The 12,729-nt window shown below is 39.6% G+C and carries 12 protein-coding genes and 2 pseudogenes; 2 read left to right on the top strand and 12 right to left on the bottom strand.

Translation table 11 applies throughout. The features are described from left to right. Positions 1 to 8: 8 nt before the first annotated feature. The 6 genes from spoIIIAB to KUV80_RS02695 all read right to left on the bottom strand — a co-directional run bounded on the left by spoIIIAB (position 9) and on the right by KUV80_RS02695 (position 4,415). Entirely contained in the window at positions 9 to 521 is a 513-nt protein-coding gene (spoIIIAB, locus tag KUV80_RS02720; RefSeq protein ID WP_338083460.1) for a stage III sporulation protein SpoIIIAB, read from the bottom strand. Then, on the bottom strand, positions 521 to 1,450 hold the full coding sequence (gene spoIIIAA / locus KUV80_RS02715; RefSeq protein WP_222461136.1) for a stage III sporulation protein AA: 930 nt from the start codon (positions 1,448 to 1,450) through the stop codon (positions 521 to 523). The genes spoIIIAB and spoIIIAA overlap by 1 nt, the downstream gene beginning before the upstream one ends. 264 nt (positions 1,451 to 1,714) lie before the next feature. After that, positions 1,715 to 2,272, bottom strand: a complete 558-nt coding sequence (gene efp / locus KUV80_RS02710; RefSeq protein WP_222461135.1) for an elongation factor P — start codon at positions 2,270 to 2,272, stop codon at positions 1,715 to 1,717. Between the two features lie 21 nt (positions 2,273 to 2,293). Then, positions 2,294 to 3,367: a M24 family metallopeptidase gene (locus tag KUV80_RS02705; protein ID WP_222461134.1), complete on the bottom strand. Its 1,074-nt coding sequence runs from the start codon at positions 3,365 to 3,367 to the stop codon at positions 2,294 to 2,296. Continuing rightward, positions 3,364 to 3,822, bottom strand: a complete 459-nt coding sequence (aroQ, locus tag KUV80_RS02700; RefSeq protein ID WP_222461133.1) for a type II 3-dehydroquinate dehydratase — start codon at positions 3,820 to 3,822, stop codon at positions 3,364 to 3,366. Before aroQ ends, KUV80_RS02705 begins: the two co-directional genes overlap by 4 nt. A 77-nt stretch (positions 3,823 to 3,899) precedes the next feature. After that, positions 3,900 to 4,415 (bottom strand): YqhR family membrane protein, encoded by a 516-nt coding sequence (locus tag KUV80_RS02695; protein WP_222461132.1) that lies wholly within the window; start codon positions 4,413 to 4,415, stop codon positions 3,900 to 3,902. 192 nt (positions 4,416 to 4,607) lie between these two features. Here KUV80_RS02695 and KUV80_RS02690 point away from each other — a divergent pair, with 192 nt between their 5' ends. Together KUV80_RS02690 and KUV80_RS02685 are read left to right on the top strand one after the other, a co-directional pair. Continuing rightward, the gene (locus tag KUV80_RS02690; RefSeq protein ID WP_222461131.1) at positions 4,608 to 5,552 is read left to right on the top strand and encodes a DUF1385 domain-containing protein; all 945 of its coding nucleotides are present in this window, start codon (positions 4,608 to 4,610) and stop codon (positions 5,550 to 5,552) included. 20 nt (positions 5,553 to 5,572) lie between these two features. Beyond that, the gene (locus KUV80_RS02685) at positions 5,573 to 5,941 is read left to right on the top strand and encodes an SA1362 family protein (RefSeq protein WP_222461130.1); all 369 of its coding nucleotides are present in this window, start codon (positions 5,573 to 5,575) and stop codon (positions 5,939 to 5,941) included. A gap of 3 nt (positions 5,942 to 5,944) precedes the next feature. On the opposite strand, the gene KUV80_RS02680 is transcribed toward KUV80_RS02685, so the two are convergent. The 6 genes and pseudogenes from KUV80_RS02680 to KUV80_RS02655 form a co-directional block, all read right to left on the bottom strand. Next, positions 5,945 to 6,868 carry a patatin-like phospholipase family protein gene (locus KUV80_RS02680; RefSeq protein ID WP_222461129.1) on the bottom strand — a complete coding sequence of 308 codons (924 nt, stop codon included), beginning with the start codon at positions 6,866 to 6,868 and terminating at the stop codon, positions 5,945 to 5,947. A gap of 84 nt (positions 6,869 to 6,952) precedes the next feature. After that, on the bottom strand, positions 6,953 to 7,369 hold the full coding sequence (gene mntR / locus KUV80_RS02675) for a transcriptional regulator MntR (protein WP_222462236.1): 417 nt from the start codon (positions 7,367 to 7,369) through the stop codon (positions 6,953 to 6,955). A gap of 109 nt (positions 7,370 to 7,478) precedes the next feature. Then, the gene (gene splB / locus KUV80_RS02670; RefSeq protein ID WP_222461128.1) at positions 7,479 to 8,516 is read right to left on the bottom strand and encodes a spore photoproduct lyase; all 1,038 of its coding nucleotides are present in this window, start codon (positions 8,514 to 8,516) and stop codon (positions 7,479 to 7,481) included. A 98-nt stretch (positions 8,517 to 8,614) separates the two neighbouring features. Beyond that, positions 8,615 to 10,411: pseudogene (locus KUV80_RS02665) on the bottom strand (vitamin B12-dependent ribonucleotide reductase); the annotation flags it as partial. 338 nt (positions 10,412 to 10,749) lie between these two features. Beyond that, a pseudogene (locus tag KUV80_RS02660) lies at positions 10,750 to 11,538 on the bottom strand (ribonucleotide reductase N-terminal alpha domain-containing protein); the annotation flags it as partial. A gap of 352 nt (positions 11,539 to 11,890) precedes the next feature. Continuing rightward, complete coding sequence (locus tag KUV80_RS02655; protein WP_222461126.1) at positions 11,891 to 12,727, bottom strand: lipoate--protein ligase family protein; 837 nt, start codon at positions 12,725 to 12,727, stop codon at positions 11,891 to 11,893. Positions 12,728 to 12,729 lie beyond the last annotated feature (2 nt).

Raw genomic sequence — 12,729 nt, 5'->3', positions numbered from 1 at the left:
TCCTCCTGTTACATTAAAAGGATAACGATTAAAAGCCCCATTAAAACTCCAAGACTTTTGCACATTTTTTCGTAGCGTTCCTGAATATCTCTAGCTTCCTTTTCTTCTCGGGTAAGATGTGCGAGAGTTAATTGGATTTGCTTTTGTTGATGTTCTTTATCATGTCTACCGAGTGTAGAACCAAATTGGCGCAGCACTTCAATTTCGCCGCTTTTAAACAAAGATTCTTTTGCTAGTAATAAGAGCTGACTTTCCCAAGCCTCTTTAACAGAAACCTCACCTTGATTTAATAGATCTGAAATATTTAAGAAGAAGCAGGATAGCGGCTCTTTTAATGGTTTTCCTATATGTTCAAATGCCTCGCTTAAAGGTGTAGATCCGTACATGATTTCAGCTTCTAAAGCCTGCAGGGTCACTTTAAGCTCTCTTAGCCGCTTCGGCCTTTCTCTCACCCTATTCGCCCATTCAAACCCTGTAATCGAAGTAGCACACAAAATCGCAATCGCACCGATCCAACTCATCATGCTGCACCGCCAGAAGAACGATAAATTTCTTTAAATTCACTGTCATAAATCGCATGAAGCGTCCCAGGTCCCTTGTCCCTGCTTAAAATGATATAACGCTCAAATAAGGAAAGTCCGGACAAAGGCTGCATAGCAGGTCTTCTCAACGCATCTTCTAAACGATTTCCATGTGCAGTGAATATCATCTGTACACCGGCATGCATGGCTTCTAAAATAGCCTCTCCATCTTCTTTTCTGCCAATCTCGTCTACTATCATTACTTGTGGACTCATTGAACGAATCAGCATCATCATGCCTTCAGCCTTAGGACATGCATCCAAAATGTCAACCCGCTTACCTAGAGAATGCTGTGGTACACCTTTCATACATCCTGCAATCTCGGAACGCTCATCAACAATGCCTACTTTATATGAAGGGATATTCCTTTCACGTGTTCCTGTGCTTACGAGTCTTGCTATATCACGAAGCATTGTCGTTTTCCCCGTTTGAGGCGGTCCGATCAATAGAGTGTTCAACCACTGTTTTTTATAAAGGTAAGGAAGAAGGGGTTCTGCGATTCCGATCTTTTGACGGGCGATTCGTATGTTAAACGAACTAATGTCTTTGATTGCCTTGACGAATCCTCGTTCTGTGATTACCTTGCCAGCAATACCGACTCGATGTCCTCCTGATATCGTAATGTAACCACGCTTCAACTCTTCCTCTAATGCATACAAGGAATGTTGGCTTAACCGATTCAGCAATACTCCTGCTTCCTCTGGCCTAACGTTCTGATCTGCAGGATAGATCGGTCTATTATCAGCAAGAATCTCTAACGGTTGTCCTACTCTGACACGGATTTCCTCTATAGATTGAAGAATATGATCAGGCTGTTCTCTCAATAACCGCTGCATCTCATCTGGAAAAAGTTTAAAAATACTCTCCATCATACGCTCTCCTTTTAACAGATCGTATTATAAAGGTATGGCTTATCCTCATGCATTATGCCAATAAAGCTAGATAGAGAAGCTATTCAATAAACTTTAGTAGAATGATTGATAAAAATGGAAATAAAAAAAGCTGACATCAACACCTTTTTCAAGATGTGAAGCCAACTCTATTAATTGCCTTATTAATTGCCGATAAGCAAAAAAACTGGCTTTCCAAAGGTTCATCTTCCCTCTGTTAAGCCAGTTTCTTATTTTTATCCTCTATGCGCGAGATACATACGATCCTGATCTTGTATCGATGACGAGCTTATCTCCTTGGTTAACAAAGAATGGAACTTGGACAATTAATCCGGTTTCAAGTGTGGCTGGTTTTGTTCCTCCAGAAGCTGTATCGCCTTTAATGCCAGGCTCAGTCTCCTCTACAACTAGTTCAACTGAGTTGGGAAGTTCAACACCGATCGTCTCACCTTGATAAGTCATAATATGAACCGTCATGTTTTCCAACAAGAATTTTAGCTCATACTCGATTTGAGAAGCAGATAGCTCAATTTGTTCATATGACTCGTTATCCATAAACGTGTAAGAGTCTCCTGAAGCATAAAGATATTGCATTTTTCTGTTTTCAATATGTGCCTTCGAAACTTTTTCACCGCCACGGAATGTTTTTTCCTGAATCCCTCCAGTACGCAAGTTACGAAGCTTCGAACGGACAAACGCTGCTCCCTTTCCTGGTTTAACATGTTGGAATTCTAACACTTGCCAAATTCCTCCATCTACCTCAATGGTTAATCCTGTTTTAAAATCGTTTACTGAAATCATGTAATTATCCTCCTGATTTGGTTAACTAATCGTTAATAGAGATTTTGTAGAGTGAGTAAGAGATTCGTTACCTTCTTCTGTAATAAGAGCATCATCTTCAATGCGCACTCCACCTAGGCCGGAAACATATATTCCAGGTTCAACCGTAACGAGCATCCCTGGTTCAAGAACGGTATCTGATTTGAACGATAAAGCTGGCCCCTCATGAACATCTAAACCGATCCCGTGTCCTGTTGAATGTCCAAAATGATCTCCATACCCTTGTGAAGCAATATAATCTCGTGTTAAAGCGTCTGCTTCTTTCCCTGTCATTCCTGGTTTAATACCATTCATCCCTAACATTTGAGCATCATAAACAATCTGATATATTTTCTTAAGTTCATCAGAAACTTTACCGATCGCTACAGTACGCGTAATATCAGAACAATATCCTTTGTAGTGTGCACCAAAATCTAAGGTTACAAGTTCACCCGACTCAATAATCTTATCTGATGCCACTCCATGCGGCAGGGCTGAACGATAACCAGAGGCGACTATGATATCAAATGATGAGGAAGTTGCACCATTTTTTCTCATGAAAAATTCAAGTTCATTCGAAACTTCACGTTCTGTTAAGCCTGGACGAATGTACTCAATAATATGTGAAAAAGCGGCATCAGCAATGGACGCTGCATCCTTTACTATCTTAATCTCTGATGCATCCTTTATCAAGCGCAACTTTTCCACAAGCCCTGTAACAGGAACTAACTCCGCATCTGCAGATTTTAGCTGATTGTCATATGTACGATAAGTTGAGAAGGTGACGTTATCTTGTTCAAATCCAAGTTTTTTAATGGATAGTTCTTTCGTTAATTTTGCGACCTCTGCAGGAATTGGCGAAGTGTGCATCACAACTCGATACCCAACAGCCTGTTCTGCAGCTTGACCCTTATACCTGAAGTCTGTAACTAATATGGCTTCCTGTTTTGTAAGTAATAAAACTCCTGAACTCCCAGTAAAACCACTTAAATAAAATCGATTTGAAGAGGAAGTGACTAACATTGCATCAATATCAAAGGTATCAAATAACTCCCTTGCTCTCTCTATTCGATTCATTTTCCATTCCCCCTATCTGTATTCGTTCTAAAAGCATGAAGAGCTAATTTGTAGCTATCAAATCCAAAGCCCGAAATCTGCCCGATCGTAACTGGAGCGATTACTGACTCTTTTCGAAAGTCATCCCTGGCGTGTACATTGGATAAATGGACTTCAATAACCGGGACATCCACACTGGCAATTGCGTCTCTAATCGCATAACTATAATGAGTATAGGCCCCTGCATTTAAGATAATTCCCTCATGTCTGTTTGGAGATTCATGAATAAAATCAATGATCTCTCCCTCACTATTACTCTGTTTAAACGAGACATCCAAAGAAAGAGCGGAAGCAGCTGTTTCCAATTCATTCTGAAGGTCGTCTAAAGTTTTTGCACCATATACTCCTGGCTCGCGACTTCCTAACCGATTCAAGTTAGGACCATTGATTATAAGAATATGCTTTTTAATCTCCATAAACGACACCCGGCCTTTACAAAAAAAAATAGAATGTTCTTACAACATTCTATCATAGCGGCTATTCTTTTGAATAGTTACGAACTTTGTGCCGAATGCTTCCTCTCTCGTATCTCACCGAACCGTTCTCTATATTCAAATGAAATCGAATATCCAATAAAAACACCATATAATATATAGATACACAATGAGGTGGTAATTGTATTCCGGCCAATCTGATTCATCGGCTCTAATCCTGGGAATATAGGATGCAGCACATAAAATACAATTGCCCACAGTGCAGCTCCAAATACAATACCTCCCCACATCGACTTAATCTTGGCAAAAGCAAAACGATAACCAATTGCAACTAATATGGACAGCAAAGCGATGATGAGAATACTAAGTAATTGTCCGATCCACTCTGTTTTCCACTTTCCAAGTGCCCATGGTAACAAAACTAAAGCTGGACCTACCTTAGAAAAATTTAAATAATAGGCGATAAACCCGAATCCAGACCAGATCAAGCCGCCAAAGAAGCCGACACCCGCTACTCGGCTCATAAACGAAGATTGGGATTCTTGTTTGTTTTGTTCCAGTTTTTTATCGTTCATAAACGACCACCTCCGACCTTTCTAGTATGTCCACAAAATACCAGACCAAACTTCCTTTAGGAGAATCATTCATAATCCGTGTAAAACATGTATAAAATGGGAAAAATACAAATAAGTCATACGTTCTGGAGGAATATCCGCCTTTACTGTAGAATAGAAAGTACCTACAAAATATTAGGCTGGGGGTCCAACATGACAAAAGAGAAAAAACCCGTATACGGCGGTCAAGCTGTACTTGAAGGGGTTATGTTTGCCGGGAAACATACGTATGTTACGGCAATTAGAAGAAACGATGACTCGATTGAATATTTTGAGCTTAAAAAAAAGCCTGCTCCGCTATTAACCAAGTTAAAAAAAATTCCTTTTTTAAGAGGCTTTATTGCGATTATTGAAGCAAGTATGAATGGTACACAACATTTAAACTTTTCTGCCGAAAGGTTCGGTATTGCCCCTGGAGAAGAACAAATCGAAGAGGAACAAAAACCTTCAAAATTTACTTTTTTCTTCAGTTTAGCAATCATCGGAATTTTATCGTTTTTGTTTGGGAAATTTGTATTTACACTCGTTCCTGTGTTTTTAGCAGAAATGTTTCGTTTCATAGTGCCGGGTCATCTTGGTCAAAATCTTTTAGAAGGGCTTTTTAAATTTATCTTTTTATTAAGCTATATTTACTTTGTATCTTTCACCCCTGCGATTAAAAGGGTCTTCATGTACCATGGTGCTGAACATAAAGTAATCAATACATTCGAAGCTGGGGATGAGCTGACAGTCGAGAACGTAAAACAACATTCGCGCCTGCATTATCGCTGTGGCAGCAGTTTTATCTTGTTTACCGTATTAGTCGGAATGGTGATCTATTACTTCTTTCCATCCGATCCTCTCTGGCTAAGAATTTTATACAGGCTTGCGCTTATTCCGGTCGTTTTAGGGGTATCTTTTGAAGTATTACAAGTAACGAATAAATTAAGAGATGTTCCTGTTCTTCGATTTCTAGGTTATCCAGGATTATGGCTTCAGCTGCTTACGACAAAAGAACCTGATGAAAAACAAATAGAAGTTTCAATCCTTTCTTTTAATGAAATGTTAAAACGTGACGCATCCTATGAAAGTGAGAAATCTGCTAGTCAAATCGTCTAAATAACAAGGAGGTGAACCTGTTGCAACAGAATAGCAGAAGATTGCATCCTATCATTTGGTTTGTTATTTTACTGGCTGTTGTAGGAATCCTAAACCAACTGATCACTTCACCTAGCCAATTATTTAAAACCCTTCTGATTGGGGCAGCAGTGATCGCCGTTTTTTACTTTATCTTTGGCAGAACTTCATCTGGCATAAACGGCAAATATAAAAAAGCTGTGAAGCAGTCCAAAAAGCGGTATGGATCTAACCAAAAACCAGCAAAAACATCACCGCTGTTTTCAAGTAAAAAAACGAAGAACGCTGTTCAGAAAAAACGAGCACGCGAGCATCACTTAACTGTGATTGAAGGTAAAAAGAACAAGAAAAAAAATCGAGCCTCCTTTTAAGGATTAGGCTCGATTTTTATATTCCGGATATCTTTTTCCAGATACCCAACTCTGTAAAAATTGTTCAGCACGATCGTATCCAAACTGATAAAGCTCATTCTTTGCTTCTCTAGACAACTGAAAATCAATGACAGACACATGCTTTACAGGCATAAAAATGATATCCCTGGCATCATGAGAGTCAATATAACGATTGTCGTGAGCTTGCATCATCGTTTCAAACAACGCTTTAAAAAGTTGAACCGCATTTTTTACATCATTTGTATAAATATGATCATTGATATAAGAACTAAGCTGAAAACCTAAAACCGGTCGAATCGGGACACGGTCTTTTCTTTGAAATAACCACATTGGAAAATTACTAAGAACTCCTCCATCAACAATATAACTTTTTTGTCCGACACGATTAAAAAGCTTGATTGGATAAAAGAAATAAGGAAGACTGCAGCTCATTCTAACTGCACGAGCAATAGGGAATCGTTCAGGGAGTAGCCCGTATTCTTCCAAATCATCGGGCAGTACCACTAAACGGCCGCGGGATATATCAGATGCTACAATTTTTAAGCTTCCAGCTGGAATATCTGCAAAGGTTACAATACCACGGTTTGCCAACAGAGTGGCCATCCAGTTTTCTAAATAATCTCCTTTGTACAACCCTAGCTTCCAGTAAAGTTTTAACCAGTTCATAAATGGAATGGGTATGATTGTTTTAGTCGTATCTAAAAATTTTTTGAAATCCAGTCCATCAATGATCTCTTTCATTTCTCCTGCCGTATAGCCTGCCTTTATGAGGGCAGCCATAATAGATCCAGCACTGGTCCCTGCAACTCTCTCAAAACGCAGTCCCCTGTCTTCAGCTGCTTCCAATGCTCCAATCAACGAAAGAGCCTTAATTCCACCACCTGAAAAAACGCCGTCTATTCGCATTCACCATCTCCTCCACTATTATCCTAATCGTAAGAAGATGTCCTTTATTCCGAATTTTTTCAAATAAAAAACAATCATAAAAACTTATGATTGTTCTTGGTCCTCATTTTTCGCTTGTACTTCTCTCAAGTCTTTTAACCGATTTTTATCTTCCTCAAAAAATTGTACAAGATCACCTATGCGGTCAATTGCGTTCCAGCTTAAGTGATGCTCGATCCCTTCAACATCTTGAAAGATGTTTTCTTCATCTACCCCGATTACTTTCAAAAATTCTTCCAACAGTTCATGTCTGTATACTAAACGCTTGCCTAATTTTTTTCCGTTTGACGTTAACACAAAGCCTCTGTATTTTTCATAAACGACATACTTGCCTTTGTCGAGTTTTTGTATCATTTTGGTTACAGAAGAGGGGTGTACTTCCAGGTTTTCAGCTAAGTCAGATACCCTTGCATAGCCTTTCTCTTCAATTAGGGCGTAGATGCGTTCGATATAGTCTTCCATACTTGGGGTTGGCGGCAAAAATGTTCCCTCCCTATACTAAACCAAATTGGTCTCTATAAAAGGATACTATAGAAATGTATGAGTGACAAGGAAATGTCCTTTACCGAAATCATGTAAAATATTCGATCTTTGCTTTTGGAAACATCGAATGGATATATTGTTCAACCGTCTCACGCAGTTTTGTTGCTTGCTCATCCTGATAAACATATTTACCGATTCCATATCTACCCCATTTATATTTTCGTTCTTCCTCATTCATTTCAAGCTTGCTTTTCGGATAATTTTTTTCGATTACACGTTTAGCAGGTTTTGTAAAACGATGCTGAATCAGTTCAAACGTAATGTCGTTGGTTAGATGTTTCGGAATTTTCGCTTCTAACGTATCAAAAAGTTCTTTATAGCCCTCTTCCCAGTCTTTATGAAGATAAAGAGGAGCCACGATAAAACCTAAAGGGTATCCCGCTTCTGCAACTTTAATCGCAGCATTGATTCGTTCTTCTAACGGACTTGTGCCTAGTTCAAAGTTTTTAATCACATAGTGTGAATTTACACTAAATCGAAACCTTGTCCGCCCTTGATGATTTGCGTCAAGCAGGTGATCTACATGATGATATTTGGTTGTAAATCGTAGTCTTCCTAAATCCGTTGCTCCAAAAAACTCGATAGCTTTTTTCAATGAATGTGTTAAGTGGTCAATTCCTACGATGTCCGATGTACAGGAAGCTTCAAAACGCGTAATTTCTGGTGCTCTCTCTTGCATATATTTTTCTGCTTGTGCAAAGATCTCATCAGTGTTCACATACGTTCGCAAATACGGCTTACTGCCAAGTGTCGTCTGCAGATAACAATAATGACAATGCCCCATACAGCCTGTTGCAAGTGGAATTGCATACTCTGCTGAAGGCTTAGAAGAATCGAACTTCAACGTTTTACGAATTCCTACAACAAGAGTTGATTTTGCTGTTCTGTATTTTTGGAAATCGTTTTCTCCAGGCAAATCTCTAATTTGGTTATGAGAAGTCGTTTCTCTGATCTCTACTTCAAGTTTGCTAAACTTTTCAAAAAGCTCTTTACCTAATGGATATTCTAGCGCACGTGGTTCAAAATAAATCAACTGCGGCATAAATGGTTTGTTAGGCTTCGCCATAAAGTCACCCCTCAATTTTTACAAAATGATGAGTTTAGTATGTACAATTTTTAGCAAAAGAAAAGAAGGAACCATTTCCAGTTCCTTCTTCCAATCCATTATAGACCGCATTTTAATTGCGCGTTACAATTTGTACATGTATTGCAGCCGCCAATTTCTTTAACATTGCCTTTTCGGCACACTGGACATGTATTCCCTACTTCGTTTCCGATTGTTACATCTGTAGCTCGAAGATCCGTAATCGTTTCAAGAATGACTACTCTACTTTTCTCTTCCTTCATTCCAAGGTCGATCTCCGTTTGTTCGAACGTTTCTTCCGCTTTTAAGGTAAGGACTTGTGAGTCACGACTTCCGTCAACATAAACCGTTCCACCTTTTGCTCCACCCTTATAAAGACGTTCGTAAACTTTTTGAACTTGATCAACGGTGTAGCCTTTCGGTGCATTTACGGTTTTGGAAATAGAGCTGTCCACCCAGCGCTGAATAACACATTGTGTATCCGCATGTGCTTCCGGTGAAAGTTCCATTGCCGCAATAAACCACTCAGGGAGTTCGTTCTCGTTTGCTTCAGGATTTAAATCCAAATATTCTTTTACGATATCTGCTTTAACTTCAATAAATTTCCCAAGACGACCGCTGCGGAAGTATGAGAATGAGAAGTAAGGCTCAAGGCCAGTTGAGACTCCAACCATGGTTCCTGTGGATCCAGTGGGAGCAACGGTCAATAAATGAGAGTTGCGAATACCGTATTGTAAAATGTCTTGTCGAACATCATCAGGGAGCTTTTTCATATATCCTGTTTCAATGAAACGGCTACGTAACTCTTCTGTAGATTCTTCTGTTGTACCTTCTAAGAACGGGAAGCTTCCCTTTTCTTTCGCTAGTTCAATCGAGGTGCGATAAGCCGTAACAGCAATCGTCTCAAAGATTTGGTCAACAAGCTTGTTGCCTTCATCAGAACCATAAACGGTTTCACAGTAAATCAGAAGGTCATGAAGTCCCATTACTCCAAGGCCGACTCGGCGCTCACCTAATGCTTGAACGCGGTTAGGCTCTAAGAAATAAGGTGTAGCATCAATTACGTTATCTTGCATGCGGACACCGACTTCAACTGTTTGTTTCAGTTTGTCAAAATCAACTGTTTTGTTTTCCTTATCTGCCATGTTTCCAAGGTTCACAGCTGCAAGGTTGCACACACTGTATGGGGCAAGTGGTTGTTCCCCACACGGATTCGTTGCTACAACCTTTTGTCCATATGCTGTAGCGTTCGTCATGTCATTTGCGTTATCAATAAAGAAAATTCCTGGCTCAGCCGAGTAAGTTGCGCAGATATTGATCAGGTTCCAAAGTTCACGAGCTTGGATTCGTTTGTATACGCGAATACCATAACCTTTTTCTTCCCAAACACGAACATCTCCGACCTCATGCCATTCGTTGTTGTAGGCTTCCATCTCTTCAGGCGTGTAAGCTTCAACACTTGGAAAACGTAGTAAATACTCCGTGTCATTTTCTACTGCTTCCATAAATTCTTTTGTGATGGTAACTGAGATATTCGCTCCAGTTAAGAACTCGGAATTATGAACACTGTATGTTCCACCATCGCGAAGCATTGTTTCAGCATCGCGTAAAACGTCAGAATCGAAACCGCCTGTACCCGGAATATCCTTATAGCGAAGAATGCCTTGGTACATCGCTTTTTGAGCTGGTGTCAGCGGTGTGTATTTTAATTTGTCTTGCGCGACTTGTTTAATCTTCTCGTCGTTTGTATTTTCAATTAAGTAACGCAATATTCGAGGATTTTGCATTTTAGAAATAATGAAATCAATAATGTCAGGATGCCAATCTGCCAACATGATCATTTGTGCGCCACGCTTTTTTGTTACTCTCATAATGAGGGGATGGACATTTCTGCCACCCTCTTACACTTTCATGTAAGATCAGACTATATCATCAAAGAAAGTTCTTCTTTGTCTCGTGCCCCGTAACCTCGTTGCCGATGATTATGGTTTACTCGTTCCATCGTTAACCTCCACTTTTACAGATATTAACCTTAGGAACTTTCAATAGTCGTTGAACGTTCATCTTTGTTTCCAAAGATGCTTCGCTGCTGATTGCCCATTGTACTATCTTTAGAATTTTTATTGCGTTCACGCTCGCCGTTGCCAGCCACGTTGTAGCTTCTAAAGCTTTAGGGTGTTCCAGCAGTTCACGAGATTAAGTCGCCATGGTGTTAACGACTTCCGCCCTGCTCAACCAAATGAGTCAACTTTGCAATATCATCCAGCCATGATACAGAGCCTGATGATTTTCCGTTTACGCCTCTCGCTAATGCGTTTTTCGGTCGAAGTGTTGATCCGTTCGTTCCAACACCGCCTCCACGGCTCATGATCTCCATTACTTGCTTACGGTGATCAGAGATGCCTTCACGCGAGTCTTTTACATATGGCATCACGTAACAGTTAAAATACGTTACATCTGTTTCCGCTCCTGCCCCATATAAAACGCGTCCGGCTGGAACAAAATTCATTTCAGAGAGTTCTTTGTAAAACTTCTCGAATGATTCTTCGCGCTTTTCTTCCGTCGTTTCTACTGATGCTAGCCCTGTGGCGTTTCGAAGAGCAATTTGCTCGTAGAATACCTCTAACGGCTTGTCCATTACATCAAGAGAACGAGTAATCACGCCTGTTTCCATTTCTTCTGGTTTTTCTAGCACCGATTTAAATTCATCCTCTACCAAAACTTCCGCATATTTATCGTCCCAGTTTATTGATTGGATAAACCCTAATCCTCTCGCTGGAAACTTCGGATCCTCTTTTACGGTTAAAACGACAAAATCACCCGGTTTAAGTGTTTTCTTTTCGGTGTCTTTAAAACTGTATCGATCAAGCATCACCAGTCTTGAAACACCTTTATGTGTTGTTTTCATAGTGGACGAAACAGGATGCACTTGGGGAAATTGAGCTATATCTCTATTAAGTTCTTCATAATCAATACCTTTTTTAACTGTTGCAACAGTGTCCATTATTCTCCTCCTTTTTCATTATTCACACATGATGAATATCTATATCTTGTATGTACTTCTTCTACCCTTATACTATATATACGTAAACGTCATGTCAAAGAAAAAAAAATGTCAAACACGAGATCTAGCGGAATTTCAAGATAAATTGCGAGAATGGATTATTTTTCATGATTTCATTGCCTATTTGACCAAAAACTAGATTTGTATTATCTGGAAGTTCAGAGAGCCCTCTAAAAGCAATGCATTTTTAGAATTCCTTCTAGTTTTATAAAAAAATTAATATCTTGACTTCCTATTTTCTTACCTATACAAAAAAATCGAGACCTCAAGGAGAGGTTTCAATTCTTTTTTGTTAACGCCTAAACGTCCATTCATCGTTTCGATATCTCGTTTCTGCTATACGCTCGATTTCAATCCATTGGTCTTCCGTTAAGGTATATGGAATCAGATTAATATTTAATCCCATCTCAAACCCTTTTTTGAATGCCGTTTTAGCCTCATCAACCGTTACAGGTTTATTTCGTATTTCATTAATTGCTACGGCTTTCTTTTTAAATGCCGTCTGCATTCGTTCACGCACTCGATCACTTGAATACTTAAACAAATCGAAAAGCTTATCTTCATCAAGATCCAAAAGGATGGAACCGTGCTGCAAGATAACCCCTTTCTGTCTTGTCTGAGCACTGCCTGCTACTTTTCTTCCTTCAACAACTAACTCATACCAAGAAGGTGCGTCAAAACATACAGCAGATCTGGGGTTCTTTAACCCTTCGCGCTCTTCCTCTGTTTTTGGAACTGCAAAATAAGCATCCAGACCAAGAGCTTGAAACCCTTCCTTTATTCCTTCTGAGATGACTCTATATGCTTCTGTTACGGATTGTGGCATTGCTTCATGATTTTCTGAAACGATTACACTGTATGTCAGTTCTTTGTCATGAAGTACACCACGTCCACCTGTAGGTCGTCTTACAAAACCTAAATCATATTTTTTTACCGCATCGAGATGAATCTCTTTTTCTACGTTTTGAAAATATCCGATCGAAAGTGTCGCTGGATTCCAACCATAAAAACGGATAATAGGAGGCAGTTTGCCTTCACTATGCCACGTTAAGAGAGCTTCATCCATCGCCATATTGATTGCTGGGTCACAATTACCAGAATCTATGAAGTGCCAATTTTCTTTTTCCATAT

Source organism: Fictibacillus nanhaiensis (assembly GCF_019801215.1).
GTDB classification, from domain to species: domain Bacteria; phylum Bacillota; class Bacilli; order Bacillales; family Fictibacillaceae; genus Fictibacillus; species Fictibacillus nanhaiensis_C.
This window is presented reverse-complemented; position numbering and strand designations above follow the sequence as displayed.